We start from the raw sequence: 16,859 nt of genomic DNA on the forward strand, positions 1-16,859 counted from the left end.
TTCACCTGACGCACCGGAGCACCACCATGACCAAGACCCGCATCTTCTCGGGCATCCAGCCGTCCGCCGGCTCGCTGCACCTCGGCAACTACGTCGGGGCACTCATGCAGTGGAGGACTCTGCTCGACGACTACGACGCCATCTACTGCGTCGTCGACATGCACGCGATCACGTCCCCGCAGGACCCTGCCGAGCTCCGTGCGAACACCCGGGCCACCGCCGCGCAGTACATCGCGTCGGGCATCGACCCGTCGAAGGCGACGCTGTTCGTGCAGTCCCACGTCCCCGCACACGCCGAGCTCGCCTGGGTGCTGAACACCCTGACCGGCTTCGGCGAGGCGAGCCGGATGACCCAGTTCAAGGACAAGTCGGCGCGCCAGGGCGCCGAGGCGGCGTCGGTCGGGCTCTTCACCTACCCGATCCTGATGGCCGCCGACATCCTGCTGTACGACACCAAGGTCGTGCCGGTCGGTGACGACCAGCGACAGCACGTCGAGCTGACCCGCGACCTGGCCGGACGCTTCAACTCGCGGTTCGGCGACACCTTCGTCACGCCCGAGGCGCGGATCCTGACCGAGACCGCGCGCATCTACGACCTGCAGGACCCGACCAGCAAGATGAGCAAGTCCGCAGCGTCGGAGAACGGCCTCATCCGCCTCCTCGACGACCCGAAGCGCACCGCGAAGAAGATCAAGTCGGCCGTCACCGACGACGAGCGCGAGATCCGGGCCGACCGCCAGGCCAAGCCCGGTGTGACGAACCTGCTGTCGATCCTGTCGGCGTTCACCGGCACGTCGATCGCCGCGCTCGAGGAGTCGTTCGCCGGCAAGGGCTACGGCGACCTGAAGGGCGAGGTCGCCGACGCCGTCGTGGCCGAGCTCGAACCGGTCCGCGCCCGCACGCTCGAACTGCTCGACGACCCGGCCGAGCTCGACCGCCTGCTCGCCGTCGGTGCCGACCGTGCCGAGTCCATCGCGCAGGACACCCTGGCCCGCGTCTACGACCGCATCGGGTTCGTCCCGCGGTCGCGCGGCTGAGCGTGCAGCCCGTCACGCTCGAGTCGGCGCGCGTCCGGCTCGACCTGCCCACCCGCGCCGACACCGCGGCGATCACCGAAGCCTGCCAGGACCCGGAGATCGTCCGGTGGACCACGGTCCCGAACCCGTACCGCGAACAGGACGCCCGCACCTTCGTCGACGCGCTCGTCGGCCCGGGCTGGGCCTCGGACCGTGAGTACACCTGGGCGATCAGGCCCGCCGGCTCGACGTGGCTCGCGGGCATCATCAGCTACCGCACCGCCGGCCGCGACCTCGGGTTCTGGCTCGCGCCGTCCGCGCGCGGCGCCGGGATCATGCACGACGCTGTCCGGCTCGTCGTCGACTGGGCGCTCGAGCAGGGCGCCCCGGACGTCTACTGGGAGTGCTACGAGGGCAACACAGCGTCGGCGGCTGTCGCCCGTGCGGCCGGGTTCTCGTACACCGGCCGCGGCGAAGCCCGTGTGCCGGACCGGGACGGGGGCCCCACGGCGGCGTGGACGGCGCTCCGACGCGCCGACGGCGCACCTGCCTCCGACCTCCCGTGGCCCGTCGTCTGAACACGCTCACAACCATGGTGACGCGTCACCCGAATGCCGCCGGTAGGCTCGGCCCGTGAGCGACACGGCACGACCCACCGAGGTCCGGGCAATGCGCCGCGGGCTCGAACTCGCGGCCCTCGGACCCGCTGTCGGCGACCACGCACGCGTCGGCGCGGTGATCCTGTCCCCCACCGGCGAGGTCCTCGCCGAGGGCTGGCACAAGGGCGCCGGGACCCCGCACGCCGAGGTCGACGCGATGGCCAAGGTCGACCCGGCGCTGCTCCGCGGCGCGACAGCGGTCGTCACCCTCGAGCCCTGCAACCACGTCGGTCGCACCGGCCCCTGTGCCGTGGCACTGCTCGACGCCGGAGTCGCCCGGGTCGTGTACGCAATCGACGACCCCGGAGCCGACGTGCACGGCGGCGCCGACCGACTGCGCGCAGCGGGGGTCCAGGTCGTCTCCGGGGTCCAGGCCGACCAGGCCGAAGCGTTCCTCGAACGGTGGCTCCTGTCGGTGCGGCTCGGTCGCCCGTGGGTCACCGTGAAGTGGGCGTCCAGCCTCGACGGGCGTGCCGCCGCTGCCGACGGCACGAGCAAGTGGATCACCGGCGCCGCCGCCCGCCAGCACGTCCACGAGCAGCGTGCCGCCCACGACGCGATCCTCGTCGGCACCGGCACCGTCCTGGCGGACGACCCGAGTCTGACCGCCCGCGGCGACGCCGGCGAGCTGCTCGCCGACCAGCCGCTCGCCGTGGTGCTCGGCGACCGCCCGGTGCCCGACGACGCCGCGGTCCGCCGGCACCCGCGCGGACTCATCGCCCTGCCCGGACACGACCTGGCCACGTCGCTCGGAGCCCTGCGTGGACACGGCGTGCACTCGGTGTTCGTCGAAGGGGGTCCGACGGTCGCCTCGGCGCTGATCGCCGCCGGACTCGTGGACGAGTACCTCGTGTACATCGCCCCGGTCCTGCTCGGCGGTCCCCGAGTGGCCCTCGGCGACCTGGGCGTGGGAAGCATCTCCGACCGTCGCCGGTTGGACGTACTATCGACCACCAGCCTCGGCCCCGACCTGCTGGTCCGAGCCCGGCCGCAGCGGACACAGCACCACGACCACCAGCTGCAGCGGCAGCACGACGCGACATCCGGGCTCGGGAACGACGGGCCCACGAACGACCGGAGCACCACATGACCGACGCGCTGACCTCACCCACGCCGGGGAGCCCGGTCCACTTCGAGGTGTCCACGAACGTGCCGACCACCCACGGCACCTTCCAGATGCGCGCCTACCGCGACCTCGTCACGAGCGCGGAGCACGTCGCCATCATCGGCGCCCTGCCCGACGGCTCGCTGCCCGCCGACGGCGCGCTCGTCCGCGTGCACTCCGAGTGCCTGACCGGCGAGGCCTTCGGCTCGCTGAAGTGCGAGTGCGGCCCCCAGCTCGACGCGGCGCTCGACACCATCGCGGCCGAGGGCGGCGTGGTGATCTACCTGCGCGGGCACGAGGGCCGCGGCATCGGTCTCATCAACAAGCTCAAGGCCTACCGCCTGCAGGAAGACGGTCTCGACACGCTCGACGCCAACCTCGCGCTCGGGCTGCCTGCGGACTCCCGTGCCTACGGCGGTGCCGCGGGCATCCTCGCCGACCTCGGCATCACCCGCGTCCGGCTGCTGTCGAACAACCCCGAGAAGCGCCGCCAGCTCGAGGAGCACGGCATCACCGTCGACTCCCTCGTGCCGCTCGTCGTCGGCATCTCGGCGCAGAACGCCGGGTACCTCGACACCAAGCGCGACCGGATGGGCCACCAGCTGCCCGAGCACCTCGAAGCCGGGGCCGGCGCCGGCGCCTGAGCGCGCACGGGCAACGGACGGCCGCGACCAGCTGACTCTGGGCTGATTCGCAGCCAGACGACATCTGTCGTATGATCGGCCTTCCGTCACAAGCGGTCCCCCTCAGCCGAACGCACCCGATCGGTGCCCGCGCCACCCCGCGCGAACCGATCGGTGTCCGCCGTCCGGACCCTCGTGCTCTCCCCCGGGAGCACGCAGCACGGAAGACCCCGCCCTGTCATGACCGCCGCTCCGGCACCCGCAACGCCCACCTCCGCTCCGGCCCCCGCCGGCAACCCGCGCTCCCGCGTCGTCATCGCCAGCCTCGTCGGCACGTCGATCGAGTTCTACGACTTCTACGTCTACGCGACCGCCGCGGTGCTCGTCTTCCCCACGCTGTTCTTCCCCAACGAGGACCCGACGGCCTCGCAGCTGTCGTCGTTCGTCACCTTCGCCCTGGCGTTCTTCGCCCGGCCGGTCGGGTCGATCATCTTCGGGCACTTCGGTGACCGGATCGGCCGCAAGACCACCCTCGTCGCGTCGCTGCTCGTGATGGGCACGGCCACGTTCCTGATCGGCTGCCTGCCGACGTTCGACACCATCGGGGTGTGGGCTCCGGTCCTGCTCGCCGTGATGCGCTTCACCCAGGGCGTCGGCCTCGGCGGCGAGTGGTCCGGTGCGGCGCTGCTCGCGACCGAGAACGCGCCGAAGGGCAAGCGCGGCGTGTTCGGCTCGATGCCGCAGCTCGGTGCCCCCATCGGCTTCCTGCTCGCGAACGGCCTGTTCATCGCCATCAACGCGGCGATGCCCGCCAGTGCCGACGGCACCCCGAACGCCGACTTCCAGGCGTGGGGCTGGCGCATCCCGTTCCTGCTGTCCGCGGTGCTCGTCATCATCGGTCTGTACGTGCGGTTCAAGCTCGTCGAGTCGCCGGTGTTCCGCGGGGTGCAGGAGTCCGGCACGGTCGCGAAGGTCCCGCTCGGCCGGGTGTTCCGCACCTCGTGGAAGGCCGTCATCGTCGGCACCTTCGGCATGGTCGCCACCTACGTGCTCTTCTACTTCCTGACGACGTTCACCCTGCAGTACGGCACCACCGGCACCGTGAACAGTGCGCTCGTGCCGAAGGTCGGTCTCGGGTACTCCCGCGGTGAGTTCCTGACGCTGCTGATGATCGGCGTCGTGTTCTTCGGGATCTTCACGCCGATCGCGGGCCTGCTCGCCGACCGGTTCGGCCGCCGCAAGACCCTCATCCCGACCACGATCGGCATCGCGCTGTTCGGCCTGACGTTCCAGTTCTGGTTCGCGGCGTCGAGCGGGCCGATCACGGTGGTGACGTTCCTCATCGTGGGGCTCTCCCTGATGGGTCTGACCTTCGGCCCGATGGGTGCGCTGCTGCCCGAGCTGTTCCCGACGAACGTCCGGTACACCGGCTCGGCCATCGCCTACAACGTCGCGTCGATCCTCGGTGCGTCGCTCGCGCCGACGGTCGCGCTGGCGCTCTGGCGGCCGGACGGCGACATCTTCCTCGTCGGCCTGTACCTGACGATCGCCGCGGTCGTGACGCTGGTCGCGCTGCTCTTCGTGCGCGAGACGAAGTCGAAGGACATCGCCGACGCCTGATCGGCGACCACCTGAGGGACGGGAGGCCCCCGCTCAGCAGCGACGCGAAGCGTTGCGCGGGGTGCGCCGACCGAGCCTGCGAGGGAGGGATGCCAGCTGGCACCGGGCCTCCCGTCCGTCGTGTGCGTGCCTCGCGCCCCGCGCAACACGCCGTCGTACCGGCAAGGCGCCGCAAGCCCGCCGAGACGCCGCCGAATCCGGCGGCGTCTCGCGCGCGTGGCGGCGTCGAACGAAGACGCCGGCGTCTGCGCACCTCACCCGGCACTCGTCAACCCAGATTGACGAGTGTCGGTGCGTCAATGTACGTTGACAGGCGTGGACCGACCGACCATCACGAGCCTCGCGGCCGGAGCCTCGGGGGACGACCCGTTCTCCGCCCTCGCCAGCGTGCGGGAGCTGCGTCGTGAGCTCGACCGGGCCGAGGAACTCGCCGCACGCCGTGCACGCACCGCCGGCGCATCGTGGCAGGAGATCGCGACGCTGCTCGGTGTCAGCCGACAGGCAGTGCACAAGAAGTACGGCAGAAACTAGGAGCACGATGAGCTTCCCCTTCGCACGCCCGAAGACCTCCGACGGCCCCCGCGCCACGTTCGGTCGCCTGCTGTCCTACCTGTTCGAGAACAAGCCCGCGATGGTGGTCATCATCGTGCTGAGCGTCCTCGGCGCGGGGGCGTCGCTCGCCCAGCCGCTGCTGGTCAACCAGGTGATCACGGCGGTGCAGCAGGGCAACACCCTCAGCACGCTCGTGTGGCTGCTGGTCGGGCTCGTCATGATCGCGGGCGTGCTGAACGGCGTGCAGCACTTCCTGCTGCAGCGCGCGGGTGAGGGCGTGGTGCTCTCCACCCGCCGCAAGCTCATCGCGCGCATCCTCAACCTGCCCATCTCGGAGTTCGACACCCGCCGCACCGGCGACCTGGTGTCCCGCGTCGGCAGCGACACCACGCTCCTGCGCGCCGTCCTGACCCAGGGGCTCATCGAGTCGATCGGCGGCGCGCTGACGTTCGTCGGCGCCGTCATCGCGATGGCCGTCATCGACCCGCTGTTGCTCGTGATCGTCGTGGTCATCGTCCTGGTCGCGATCGTCGTCGTCGGCGGACTGAGCCGTCGCATCCGGGTCGCGTCGAAGCGCGCGCAGGAGAAGGTCGGCGACCTCACCGCCGCGGTCGAACGCGGGATCGGCGCGGTCCGCACCATCCGTGCAGCGGGCGCGACCGAGCGCGAGGTGCACGAGGTCGACGGCCACGCGACCGAGGCGTACAAGCGGGGGCTCGACATCGCCAAGATGTCCGCCTTCGTCGTCCCCGTCGCGAGCATCGTCATGCAGGTCGCGTTCATCGCCGTCCTGGGCGTCGGCGGCGCGCAGGTCGCGGCCGGCACCATCACCATCGCGACGCTCATCACGTTCATCCTGCTGCTCTTCATGATGATCATGCCGCTCGGCCAGGCGATGGGCGCGGTCGTCGCCGTCGCCCAGGCGCTCGGTGCCCTCGGCCGCATCGAGGAGATCCTGCACCTGCCGACCGAGTCCCAGGACGACGCGTCCGTCCGGCCGGCTGCGGCGGTCGCGACCGACGACGCCATCGCGTTCGAGCACGTGTCGTTCCGGTACCGCCGCCAGGCGGACGCCTCGGGTGCCGACGGCGCGGTCGCGTCCGACGCCGCGGATCACCCAGGAGGCCCGGATCGCGTCGACGACGAGCGACCGGTCGACGACGTGGTGCTCCACGACGTGTCGTTCCGCGTGCCGCGCGGGTCGCGCGTCGCACTCGTGGGTCCGTCCGGTGCCGGCAAGTCGACGACCCTGGCGCTGATCGAGCGGTTCTACGACCCCACCGACGGCGTCATCCGCCTGGGCGGCATCGACGTGCGCGGCATGGACCGCGACGAGCTCCGTGCCCAGATCGGCTACGTCGAGCAGGACGCACCCGTGCTCGCCGGCACGATCCGCGCCAACCTGCTGCTCGGGTCGCCCGACGCCACCGAGGACGACTGCGTCCGCGTGCTCGAGGCGGTCAACCTCGGCGAGGTCCTGCACCGCGATCCCCGCGGCCTCGACGCGCAGGTCGGTGAGGACGGCGTGATGCTCTCCGGCGGGGAACGGCAGCGCCTGGCCATCGCCCGTGCGCTGCTCGCCGCTCCCCCGATCCTGCTGCTCGACGAGTCGACGTCCTCCCTCGACGGGGTCAACGAGCAGAAGATGCGGCTCGCGATCGACGCCGTCGCCGAGGACCGCACGCTCCTCGTCATCGCCCACCGGCTGTCGACCGTGGTCGACTCCGACGTGATCGTCGTGCTCGAGCACGGCCGCGTCGTCGGCAGCGGCACGCACTCCGAGCTCGTGCAGTCGACCCCGCTCTACCGCGACCTGGCGAAGCACCAGCTGCTGGTGTGAGCGTCGGTGCGGCCGCGTCCACCGCGGCCGCACCGTGGGACCACGCGCAGGCTCAGGCGGCGAACGGGTCCGGGGTGAGCACGTAGACGGTCTCGAGGTACTCCTCGATGCCCTCGTGTGCCCCCTCACGGCCGAGGCCGGACGACTTCACGCCGCCGAACGGGAACGCCGCGTTCGACACGACGCCCGTGTTCAGGCCGAGCATGCCGGTCTCCAGGCGCTCGGCGAGCCGCTGACCACGCCGGAAGTCGGTCGTGAAGGCGTACGCGACGAGGCCGTACTCGGTGTCGTTCGCGAGCCGGATGCCCTCGTCCTCGGTGCTGAAGCGCGTGACCGACGCGACCGGTCCGAAGATCTCCGTCGTCATGATCTCCGAGCCGGGCTGCACGTCGTCGATCACCGTCGCCTCGTAGAACGTGCCCGGACGGTCGATCCGGTGTCCGCCGGTGACGAGCCGCGCACCCCGGCCGACGGCGTCGTCGACGAGCCCGGCGGCCTTGTCCACGGCGCGGTCGTCGATGAGCGGTCCGAGCGTCGTTCCGTCCTCGGTGCCCCGGCCGACGCGCAGTGCGTCGACCTTCGCGGTGAGGGCTGCGACGAACGCGTCGGCGATGCCGTCCTGCACGAAGAACCGGTTCGCAGCGGTGCAGGCCTCGCCCGTGTTCCGGAACTTCGCGAGCATCGCGGCGTCCACAGCCGTGTCGAGGTCGGCGTCGTCGAACACGAGCAACGGGGCGTTGCCGCCGAGCTCCATGCTCGTCTTGAGCACGTTGTCGGCCGCCTGCTTGAGCAGTGCCGACCCGACCGGGGTCGAGCCCGTGAACGTGAGCTTGCGCAGGCGCGGGTCGGCGATGATCGGTCCGGACAGTCCCTTGGCGTCGCTCGACGGGATCACGTTGAGCACACCGTCCGGCAGCCCCGCGCGGCGGAACAGCTCGACCAGGAACAGGGTCGTCAGCGGGGTCAGGTCGGCAGGCTTCGCGACCACGGTGCAACCGGCGGCCAGCGCCGGGCCGATCTTCCGGGTCGCCATCGCGAGCGGGAAGTTCCACGGTGTGATGGCGTAGACGGGGCCGACCGGACGCTTCAGCACGATCGCCCGGCCGGTGCCCTCGGGGTTCGTGCGGTAGTCGCCGGTGATGCGGACGGCCTCCTCCGAGAACCAGCGCAGGAACTCGCCGCCGTAGACGACCTCACCCCGGGCCTCGGCCAGGGGCTTGCCCATCTCGAGCGACATGAGGGCCGCCAGGTCGTCGGTGTGCTCGTGCACCAGGTCGAAGGCCCGGCGGAGGATGTCGGAACGCGTGCGCGGGGCCGTGGCCGCCCAGGACTCCTGCGCTGCGGCCGCGGCGTCGAGCGCGGCGATGCCGTCCTCGGCGCTGGCGTCGGCGACCTCGGCCAGCACGGCGCCGGTCGACGGGTCGTGCACGGCGAAGGTGGACCCGCTCGACGAGGCACGCCAGGTGCCGCCGATGAACAGGCCGGTGGGGACGCCCTGGACGCGGACGTGCTCGTCCGCGACGGTCGTCACGAGACGCGCGTCGTCCGCGGCGTCGGTGGTGGGGGTGTCGTTCGTGGTGGTTTCGGTCACAGTCGTGCTCCTCCTGGGTTCGCGAGGCCCTCGTCCATGTCGCTGCGGTCGACGTGTCCGCCGGCCGCCCGGATCTCGTCCAGCGCCCGGGCACTGCGCTCAGCGTCGACGCCGGCCACCAGGTCCTGGTACACCGCGACGTCGAGGCCCGCGGCACGGGCGTCGAGTGCCGATGCCCGGACACAGTGGTCGGTCGCCATCCCGACGACGTCGACCGTGTGCACGCGGCGTTCGGCGAGTACTGCGGCGAGCGGGACGCCCGCCTCGGTCCGGGCCTGGAACGCCGAGTAGTCCGGCGTGCCCTGGCCCTTGAAGACCTCGACGTCGATCAGAGCGGTGTCGAGATCGGGATGGTAGTCGGCGCCCGGCGAGCCCGCGACGCAGTGCACCGGCCAGGTGTCCACGAAGTCGGGTCCCTCGGGTCCGGCGAAGTGCCCGCCGTTGTCGTCGTCGCCGTGGTGCCAGTCACGGGACGCCACGATCAGGTCGTACTCCTCCCCGTGCCGACCGAGGAACCCCGTGATGCGCTCCGCGAGCGCCGCTCCCCCGGTGACCGCGAGCGCACCGCCCTCGGTGAAGTCGTTCTGGACGTCCACGACGAGCAGTGCTCTTGCCATGGGTCCATCCAACACCCGTCGGCTCAGGAGCCGGTGAGCTTGCTCCCGCACGAGTAGGTGGCGGCCGTCACCGCGTCCAGTGCCGGCAGGGCGGCCGCGCGTGGTGAACCGATGGCGTAGAAGGCGAAGGTCAACCGGGAGCCGTCAGCAGCGTCGATGTAGCCGCCGAGGGTGTTCGCGCTGTCGATCCAGCCGGTCTTCGCGTGCACCTTGCCGCGCGCGACGGCGTTCGCCCCGGTGAACCGGCTGGCGAGGGTGCCGGACTGCCCGGACACCGGCAGGGCGTTCGCGAGCGTCCCGAGGCCCTTCGCGCCCGAGGCGACCTGCACCATGAGGTGCGCGACGAACTCCGGCGACACGGCGTTCGAGGCGCTCTCGCCCGAGCCGTCCTTGATCGTGATGCCGGCCGGGTCGAGGCCGTACGAGCGGAGCGCCGACTGGTACACCGATGTCAGTGAGGCCGCCGAGCCGTTCGACCCCGACTCCTTCGACGAGATCCGGGCGAGCATCTCGGCCAGGGTGTTGTCCGAGTTCGGGATCATCTGCCCGATGAGCGTCGACACCGGCTGCGAGTTCACCGTCGCGATCGTCTCGGTACCTGTGGTCGCACGCTTGACGATCTGTGCGGAACCTGCGCCCGCGACGCCCGCGTTGGCCAGTGCTGTCCGGAACGCGGCGCCGGCACGACCGACGGGGTCCTCCGACCGGGGCGAGGTCGCCGCGGCGGGGTTCGCCCGGTCACCGTCGACCATCAGCGCGGTGACCTCCGGCTGGTACCCGATGGTGCGCTCGGACACCGGCCACGTGGGGTCCCAGGCGTCGGCGTCGCTCCAGTAGGAGTCGTCGGTGACGATGGTGGTGATCGGGGTGTCGCCGACCTTGGCCTTCACCTGCTGCGCGAGCTGCGCGAGGGTCGGGGCGCCCGGGTAGACGGTGCCGCCACCGGCGGACAGGGTGGCGTCCCCGTGGCCGACCAGGGCAACGGTGTTCGCGGACTCCCGAGCGACCGTCGTCGGGATGCGGTGGTCGCCCCCGAGCACCGAGAGCGCGGTCGCCGAGGTGAGGGTCTTCATGACGCTGCCGGTCTGGGCAGCCCGCTCCCCGTTCTTCGAGAACAGGACCTTGCCCGTCTTCGCGTCCATCACGTACCCCTCGAAGTCGCCGAGGCCGCTCGCCGACGCGGAGGTGGCGATCGAACAGGTCCGGAGTGCGGACGGGCCGGCCAGGTCCTTCGGCACCGCACGGGCGGCCGCGGTCGGGGTCGGCGACGGCTTCGTCGTCGGGCGCTTCGTGGTGGTCGTCGAGTCCGGCGCCGAGGACCCGCCCCGGGTCGGGCTCGGCGCGGCGGCCGACCGGGAGGCCGAGGTCGTGGCCGCCGCGACGGCGACGGCGCCACCGGAGCCGACCACGAGGAGCGCCGCGAGCCCACCCGCGATCCAGGGCACCGGGCGTCGCGCCGCGGAGGCACGCACCGCGGCGACGGCGGCGCGGAACCGCTCCGGGACGGAAGGCGGGGTGGGCTGCTGCTCGGACATCGCGACCGATCCTACGGAACTGCGGCAGGAGCCTCCAGGCCGGATGCGGGATCCGTGGCGGACGGGAGCCGGATCAGGGCGCCGTGGCGGGACCGTCGGCCGGGTAGCGGACCCCGACCTGGCGACGTGCCTCGTCCAGCACGGCCATGATCGCGACCGTCTCGTCCGGGTCCATCGGGCCGCCGTCGTGGCGGCCGGACGTGATCATCGACTCGAAGGCGTGGGCCTCGTGCGCGTAGCCGGCGAGCTCCTCGCGACCGTCGAACTCCTCGACCACGATGCCGTCTCGATCGCGGATCCGCCAGGTGGTCGGCGTGTACCAGGTGGAGTCGATGTCGATGCGGCCGGACTCACCGATGACCGACGCCGTGTTCGGGCTGCGCAGGTCCATGCCGAAGTGGATCATCGATTGTGCGCCGCCCTCGTGCGTCATCACCAGGCCCATCTGCTCGTCGACGCCCTGCTCGCTCAGCGTGCCCGCCGCGACCAGCGCTGTCGGCACCCCGAGCACGTCGACCGCGAAGGACACCGGGTAGATCCCGAGGTCGAGCATCGCTCCCCCACCGAGTGCCGGGTCGCGCAGCCGGTGGTCGGGGTCCGTCGGCAGGGCCTGGTGGTGGGTCGCCTCGACGACCATCGGGCGGCCGATGCGGCCCTCGGCGACGACCTCGCGGATCATCGCCATCTGGGGCAGGAACCGCGTCCACATCGCCTCCATCACCGCGACACCCGCCTGCCTCGCGGCGTCGACGACCGTCCGGGCCTCGGCCGCGGTCATCGTGAAGGCCTTCTCGACCAGGACGTGCTTGCCCGCGCGGATCGCGAGCAGGGCGTCCTCGGCGTGCCGGATGTGCGGGGTCGCGACGTAGACCGCGTCGACCTGGTCGTCCGCGACGAGGTCCTCGTACGACCCGTGCGCCCGCTCGACGCCGAACTCGGCGGCGAAGGCCTCGGCGTGCGCGCGGGTGCGACTGCCCACAGCCGTGAACACGACGCCTGCCGCGGCGCAGTCACCCACGAAGGAGCGCGCGATGCCGCCTGTACCGATGACTCCCCAGCGAACCGTCATGGGTCCTGTCTACCAGCGCCGCGGCGGTGGCGCCTCGCGGTGCTGGGCTGCTGCGCGGGGCTGCCGGTGCTGCGCGGTGCTGGGCTGCTGCGCGGTGCGGCCGGTGCCGTGCGTCAGCGGCGGTGTTTGCCGAGCGCGGCGTCGGGAGCGGCCAGCGGGTGGTTCCGGAACCAGCGCAGGAGCTCGCGCGCGCGGCTGGTGTCCGCACTCGCGTCGCCCTGGGCGAGGAACGTGTCGAAGCCGTCGGGCAGGTCGCCATCGGCCTCGCGGTGGAACGCCATCTTCCACTCGCCGAAGCGCCGGGTGTGGATGCGCTCCTCGACCAGCAGGCCGATCTCGGTGTGCCGCGGGTCGTCGGTGATCCGCCGGTAGGTCTCGAGCACGGCCGCTTCGGGACCCTCGAGCAGCTGCATGAACCGGCCGTCCTTGTAGACGAGCAGGCCGGACAGGTCGGACGCGGTGTTGTGCTCCCGCGCGTGCTCGAGCAACGCGTCGAGCAGCTCCTGGTCGAACACCTGGTTCGCCGCGCTCATGTAGACCAGGGACAGCAGCATGACGACCTCTCGGTGACGACGGAACGGGTTCCCACTCATCGTGGACCGCCCCGACGACGACGGGCAGCCCCAGAACGGGGAACGGCCCCACCCGCGCACCCGCGTCGAGGTTCGGGTCATCGACGCGAGCACACGGGTGTCGGGTCGTACGACCGGACTGATTCGGAGCCCCCGTCCGGGGGGTTTGGTCACTCCGCGTCGTAGGTGCGGACCCAGTCGATCTGGACGTGCCCCGGGGCACCCCAGTTGCCGATCTGGAACATGTAGCGGTGCGGGGTGGTGGGCACGTTGCGCGGCACCGTGAACACGAGCTTGCCGTCGAGGTAGTACCGGATGATCTTCCCCGGCACCCACTCCGTCGTGTAGGTGTGCCAGTCGTTCCAGGACACCCGGGTGTTGTAGTGCTCGGTGCGGCGTTCGAGTCCCTGGAGCATCGAGTGGTGGAAGACCCGCGGGGAGCCGTCGAACTGGCCCTCCGGGTAGTTCAGCTCGCCGTCCGCCCAGGCGTTGGACGTCGGCCAGAGCATCACCGCGATCCCGTTGCCGTCGCCCCCGGTCGCCCGCGCACGGATGCTGAAGGTGCCGCCGACGTGCGACCAGGCGCCGGTGGGGGTGCCGAAGGTGCCGGCGGCGCCCCGCTCACCGTCCAACGCGACGTCAAGGTAGCCGTCGTGCGCGCTGATGAGCTCGTCCGAGTAGTACTTGCCGCCGGCGCCGTCGGGGTAGGGCTGCCACGAGTTCCGGTACGTCTCGGCGAAGGGACCACCGGCCGCAGCGGGGGTGTCGAAGTCTTCCGAGAAGGTCGGCTCACGGTCGGCCAGGTACGCCGGCCCGGTCGAGGACCCCGTCGGCGTCGCGGACGATGGGGCACCCGGCGACGCGGTCGACGCAGATGTCGCCCGCGACTCGGGCACGGCCGCTGCGGTCATCGCAAGCGCTCCGGCGGTGGCGGCGACCAGGACGACGACCAGCACACGCTTCAACACGGCGTCACTGCCGTCGGTGCGATGAGCTGGCGCTCGGTCATGGTGTCCCCCGTATCGCGGACAAGGTTAGTCCGCGCGAACGCCAGGGGTCTGTCCCTCGGGTGAGGGACACGGATTTCGTCCGGAATACGAAAACCCCGGTCAGAGCCACTTCGAGCAGGCCTGACCGGGGTGTTCACGGAGCCGCCTGTCGGAATCGAACCGACGACCTATTCATTACGAGTGAATAGGAGCGATAGACTGGAGCTGCTCGGTGAGCGCTGAAACGAGCGGCCGATCCCCGGAATGACAGGGATCGGACTACCATCGAGAAGAGCAACTGCAACCACATGATTGCGGTTATGTGTGTGTACCGATGTGTGTACCGGGAGGAACAGTGCCAAGGAAGCGGGATTCCGGCGACGGAGGGCTCTACGCGATCCGCGGCGGCAAGCTCTACCGGGGTGTCATCGACGACGGTTTCCACCCCGATGGCCGCCGTCGCCAACGCGTTGTGACGTCGAAGACCAAGGAAGGTGCGCGACGCAAGCTCGATGCGATCAAGAAGCAGATCCAGCAGCACGGCACCGCACTCGACACGAAGACCACGCTCGAGCAGTGGGCGACGCACTGGCTGGAAACGGTCGGGAAACCGACCCTCAAGCCGAACACGTTGCTGTCGTACGAGTCGGTGAACCGGAACTGGATCGTCCCGACCATCGGCGCGAAGAAGGTCGCATTCCTCAAGCCGTCCGACGTGCGCATCATGACGAAGGCCGTCGCCGACGCCGGCCGCACCTCCGCGACAGCGAGGAAGGCGTACCAGGTGCTGTCACTCATGCTCGAGTCGGCACGTGTCGAGGGCATCGCCGCGCGCAACGTGTGCGAGGACGTCAGTGCGCCGGTGCAGGGCGAGTCGAACCGCGGCGCACTCAGCACGGAAGCGGCACTGTCCGTCCTCAAGGTTGCAGCCGAGCACGACGACGGCACCCGCTGGTGGGTCGCACTGCTCAGCGGCCTGCGCCAAGGCGAGCGCATCGGTGCACGCCTCGACTCCTTGGACCTCGACTCTGAGCAGCCGACGATCGGCGTCGAGTGGGCACTGTCGGAAGTGCCCTTCGAGCACGGCTGTGGACGCACCGACGACGGCAGCTGGCGGTGCGGCAAGACCCGTGCCGGTTCCTGCGCAAGCCGCCGGCTCCGGATCCCTGACGGCTTCGAGTACCAGCAGCTCAACGGCCGCCTCTGCCTCATCCGTCCGAAGTCCGGCAAGCCCCGGTACGTGCCGCTGATGCCGGCGCTCGCCGAAGCGCTCCGCCGCTACCTGATCAAGACAGCCGACCGACCGAACCCGTACGGACTGATTTGGCGCAAGGCGAACGGTGAGCCCTACCTCTGGGGCGAGGACGAGCAGACCTGGCGCGACCTCCTGTTCGAGGCCGGCATCATTGCTGAGGACCAGCGTGGACCCGGCTCCCCCGTGCCGACCACGCACTGGGCGCGGCACACGACAGCGACGGTGCTCATGGAGCTTGGTGTCGACGCGAAGATCATCGGCGAGATCGTCGGACACCAGTCCGAAGCCGTCACCCGTCGATACCAGCACGTGTCGTCCGCAGCCGCCCGCGAAGCCATGGACCGCCTCGGATCACACTTCGCGCTTTCAACGGCCCCACCTCAGTGACGTCCCCCGAAGGCCAGATCCGCCCGTGCTCGCTTTCCAATCAGCGGCAGGAAGCGACACCCCTTGCTCACCAGTGGCGATGATGAGAAGGTATCGATATTGACCCGAGAGCTGAACAAGAAAATGGCCGCCTTGAGACTGAAGCAACTAAGATCAGAGCCCGATGAACCTGAGTCCAGGTGACCTACTCGTTGCGCGAGGCTGGAGCTGGAAGCCTGAGTACTCCCAGAAGCGATGCAGGACGGACTACAAGGATCAACTAGCGCAGGTGTCGAGAGGAGAACTGAGCATGACGGATGCCAAACCCAGTCTCTCCGTATACACCATGTCATATGACGGATCCTGTACCCCGGAAGAGCTGGCGTCCTCTCTGGCAGATCATGTCGCTAAGAAACTTTCGTCCGCACGCCATGTCGGGTTCGTCACGGAAGCCCAACTCAATGTCGCAGGTTTCCATATTGCGAAGTCCGAACCCCCGCAACACCATTGGGACCTGTTCATAAAGAATCTCGAAAAGATAGATGAGTTTGAAACGCTCTACTCTTTGTTCGAGAATGATGACAAAAGAAGGCTGAATAGATGAACGGCATCCAGGTGCGGATGACGCAAAGCGTGATCACGCAGCCGCGGTTCGAAATCGATCCGAACCAAGTTAGTCGCCGGAACCCAGGTTGGAATACCGCTGAACTTGCAGAGGGTCCGAATGTGCGCGTGGGACAGTCGGTTACCGTCGTGCAGCCTGACGAGGAGGATTCGGATTTCATCGGCACTGCCGTAGTCGAATTCATCGATCCTGAGTTTGACCTTGTTTATCTCCGAGTGGACTGGAGCTCTTTCCATGCTGCGGAGGCAGCCTGGAAAGTAGAGAATTTTGCTAGCCCGACGAATTTGTCGAAGTTCATTGGAACAGTTGCCAAGCGGGCCGCAGGAGCAAATATGCCTTGGGTCGGCAACACAACGACCACGCACAGTCGAAAGGTAGCCGCCGCGTGAAGTTTGTAGGGGCTATCCTCTGCGATGCCGCAACCGTTCGTGAAGGGCTCCTCCATATTTTGGGAGGAGGCTTGAATAACCTTCGAAGGCCGGCCTTTCCCGCTCCACTCGGCGCTGAGCTTGCTCTTCTGGCTAGTTTGGAGCGGTCGAGTGACGGTGAATTGATTGACACTGAGGCTTCGATCCGTGTGGTCATTTCACATGTCGACGACGTACTTAAGCGTGTTGCCGAGGTTGAGGCGCGATTCAAGGTTGAGAACGACCCAGGATCATTTGGGGCGGTAGCGCCTCTCGTCTTCCCTTTGAGTGACCTGGCGATTCCCACGCCGGGGAACTATCAACTCGAAGTAAGCGTCGGTGATGTGCGGGAAGTGATCAACTTCAGCGCATCGCTGATGGGAGAAACACCCACTCAGTGATGTCGCCTCATTAGCCC

16 protein-coding genes, 1 tRNA gene and 1 pseudogene are annotated in these 16,859 nt (G+C 69.6%); 11 read left to right on the top strand and 7 right to left on the bottom strand.

What is annotated here, in order from left to right; genetic code table 11:
- Positions 1-26: 26 nt before the first annotated feature.
- The 7 genes and pseudogenes from trpS to ITJ50_RS00700 all read left to right on the top strand — a co-directional run bounded on the left by trpS (position 27) and on the right by ITJ50_RS00700 (position 7,415).
- Positions 27-1,037, top strand: coding sequence for a tryptophan--tRNA ligase (gene trpS, locus ITJ50_RS00670; RefSeq protein WP_071251841.1), 1,011 nt, complete (start codon positions 27-29; stop codon positions 1,035-1,037).
- Between the two features lie 2 nt (positions 1,038-1,039).
- Entirely contained in the window at positions 1,040-1,594 is a 555-nt protein-coding gene (locus ITJ50_RS00675) for a GNAT family N-acetyltransferase (RefSeq protein ID WP_052481769.1), read from the top strand.
- A 91-nt stretch (positions 1,595-1,685) separates the two neighbouring features.
- The gene (ribD, locus tag ITJ50_RS00680; protein WP_228500264.1) at positions 1,686-2,765 is read left to right on the top strand and encodes a bifunctional diaminohydroxyphosphoribosylaminopyrimidine deaminase/5-amino-6-(5-phosphoribosylamino)uracil reductase RibD; all 1,080 of its coding nucleotides are present in this window, start codon (positions 1,686-1,688) and stop codon (positions 2,763-2,765) included.
- 29 nt (positions 2,766-2,794) lie between these two features.
- A pseudogene (ribA, locus tag ITJ50_RS00685) lies at positions 2,795-3,424 on the top strand (GTP cyclohydrolase II); the annotation flags it as partial.
- A 219-nt stretch (positions 3,425-3,643) separates the two neighbouring features.
- A complete protein-coding gene (locus tag ITJ50_RS00690) occupies positions 3,644-5,023 on the top strand; it encodes an MFS transporter (protein WP_071251843.1) in 1,380 nt (459 codons plus the stop codon).
- A gap of 315 nt (positions 5,024-5,338) precedes the next feature.
- Positions 5,339-5,554 carry a helix-turn-helix domain-containing protein gene (locus tag ITJ50_RS00695; RefSeq protein WP_017888718.1) on the top strand — a complete coding sequence of 72 codons (216 nt, stop codon included), beginning with the start codon at positions 5,339-5,341 and terminating at the stop codon, positions 5,552-5,554.
- Positions 5,555-5,561: 7 nt separating this feature from the next.
- On the top strand, positions 5,562-7,415 hold the full coding sequence (locus tag ITJ50_RS00700) for an ABC transporter ATP-binding protein (RefSeq protein WP_140448913.1): 1,854 nt from the start codon (positions 5,562-5,564) through the stop codon (positions 7,413-7,415).
- A gap of 52 nt (positions 7,416-7,467) precedes the next feature.
- Here the strand turns inward: ITJ50_RS00700 and ITJ50_RS00705 are convergent, their stop codons facing one another.
- The 7 genes from ITJ50_RS00705 to ITJ50_RS00735 all read right to left on the bottom strand — a co-directional run bounded on the left by ITJ50_RS00705 (position 7,468) and on the right by ITJ50_RS00735 (position 14,041).
- A complete protein-coding gene (locus ITJ50_RS00705; protein ID WP_031260549.1) occupies positions 7,468-8,946 on the bottom strand; it encodes an NAD-dependent succinate-semialdehyde dehydrogenase in 1,479 nt (492 codons plus the stop codon).
- Between the two features lie 56 nt (positions 8,947-9,002).
- Positions 9,003-9,623, bottom strand: a complete 621-nt coding sequence (locus tag ITJ50_RS00710; RefSeq protein WP_194589694.1) for an isochorismatase family protein — start codon at positions 9,621-9,623, stop codon at positions 9,003-9,005.
- Positions 9,624-9,646: 23 nt separating this feature from the next.
- On the bottom strand, positions 9,647-11,158 hold the full coding sequence (gene dacB, locus ITJ50_RS00715) for a D-alanyl-D-alanine carboxypeptidase/D-alanyl-D-alanine-endopeptidase (protein ID WP_194589695.1): 1,512 nt from the start codon (positions 11,156-11,158) through the stop codon (positions 9,647-9,649).
- Between the two features lie 73 nt (positions 11,159-11,231).
- The gene (locus tag ITJ50_RS00720; protein WP_194589696.1) at positions 11,232-12,227 is read right to left on the bottom strand and encodes a Gfo/Idh/MocA family protein; all 996 of its coding nucleotides are present in this window, start codon (positions 12,225-12,227) and stop codon (positions 11,232-11,234) included.
- Between the two features lie 113 nt (positions 12,228-12,340).
- Complete coding sequence (locus ITJ50_RS00725; RefSeq protein ID WP_156155325.1) at positions 12,341-12,901, bottom strand: BLUF domain-containing protein; 561 nt, start codon at positions 12,899-12,901, stop codon at positions 12,341-12,343.
- Between the two features lie 68 nt (positions 12,902-12,969).
- Complete coding sequence (locus ITJ50_RS00730; protein WP_071251846.1) at positions 12,970-13,767, bottom strand: glycoside hydrolase family 16 protein; 798 nt, start codon at positions 13,765-13,767, stop codon at positions 12,970-12,972.
- Positions 13,768-13,948: 181 nt separating this feature from the next.
- Positions 13,949-14,041: transfer RNA gene (locus tag ITJ50_RS00735), tRNA-Thr, on the bottom strand.
- 102 nt (positions 14,042-14,143) lie between these two features.
- Here ITJ50_RS00735 and ITJ50_RS00740 point away from each other — a divergent pair.
- From ITJ50_RS00740 to ITJ50_RS00755, 4 genes are all read left to right on the top strand, one after another.
- A complete protein-coding gene (locus ITJ50_RS00740; protein WP_194589697.1) occupies positions 14,144-15,430 on the top strand; it encodes a tyrosine-type recombinase/integrase in 1,287 nt (428 codons plus the stop codon).
- 289 nt (positions 15,431-15,719) lie between these two features.
- On the top strand, positions 15,720-16,013 hold the full coding sequence (locus ITJ50_RS00745; RefSeq protein ID WP_194589698.1) for a hypothetical protein: 294 nt from the start codon (positions 15,720-15,722) through the stop codon (positions 16,011-16,013).
- The gene (locus tag ITJ50_RS00750) at positions 16,010-16,423 is read left to right on the top strand and encodes a hypothetical protein (RefSeq protein WP_194589699.1); all 414 of its coding nucleotides are present in this window, start codon (positions 16,010-16,012) and stop codon (positions 16,421-16,423) included. Before ITJ50_RS00745 ends, ITJ50_RS00750 begins: the two co-directional genes overlap by 4 nt.
- Complete coding sequence (locus ITJ50_RS00755; RefSeq protein WP_194589700.1) at positions 16,420-16,842, top strand: DUF6941 family protein; 423 nt, start codon at positions 16,420-16,422, stop codon at positions 16,840-16,842. Before ITJ50_RS00750 ends, ITJ50_RS00755 begins: the two co-directional genes overlap by 4 nt.
- Positions 16,843-16,859 lie beyond the last annotated feature (17 nt).

It is taken from the genome of Curtobacterium sp. VKM Ac-2889 (assembly GCF_015350855.1).
GTDB classification, from domain to species: domain Bacteria; phylum Actinomycetota; class Actinomycetes; order Actinomycetales; family Microbacteriaceae; genus Curtobacterium; species Curtobacterium poinsettiae.

What these genes read in the sequence shown, in the direction of transcription:
- ITJ50_RS00710 (WP_194589694.1), bottom strand. Translation starts at nt 9,623, where the DNA reads ATGGCAAGAGCACTGCTCGTCGTGGACGTCCAGAACGACTTCACCGAG.
- ITJ50_RS00750 (WP_194589699.1), top strand. Translation starts at nt 16,010, where the DNA reads ATGAACGGCATCCAGGTGCGGATGACGCAAAGCGTGATCACGCAGCCG.
- ITJ50_RS00690 (WP_071251843.1), top strand. Translation starts at nt 3,644, where the DNA reads ATGACCGCCGCTCCGGCACCCGCAACGCCCACCTCCGCTCCGGCCCCC.
- dacB (WP_194589695.1), bottom strand. Translation starts at nt 11,158, where the DNA reads ATGTCCGAGCAGCAGCCCACCCCGCCTTCCGTCCCGGAGCGGTTCCGC.
- trpS (WP_071251841.1), top strand. Translation starts at nt 27, where the DNA reads ATGACCAAGACCCGCATCTTCTCGGGCATCCAGCCGTCCGCCGGCTCG.
- ribD (WP_228500264.1), top strand. Translation starts at nt 1,686, where the DNA reads ATGCGCCGCGGGCTCGAACTCGCGGCCCTCGGACCCGCTGTCGGCGAC.
- ITJ50_RS00725 (WP_156155325.1), bottom strand. Translation starts at nt 12,901, where the DNA reads ATGACCCGAACCTCGACGCGGGTGCGCGGGTGGGGCCGTTCCCCGTTC.
- ITJ50_RS00720 (WP_194589696.1), bottom strand. Translation starts at nt 12,227, where the DNA reads ATGACGGTTCGCTGGGGAGTCATCGGTACAGGCGGCATCGCGCGCTCC.
- ITJ50_RS00745 (WP_194589698.1), top strand. Translation starts at nt 15,720, where the DNA reads ATGACGGATGCCAAACCCAGTCTCTCCGTATACACCATGTCATATGAC.
- ITJ50_RS00700 (WP_140448913.1), top strand. Translation starts at nt 5,562, where the DNA reads ATGAGCTTCCCCTTCGCACGCCCGAAGACCTCCGACGGCCCCCGCGCC.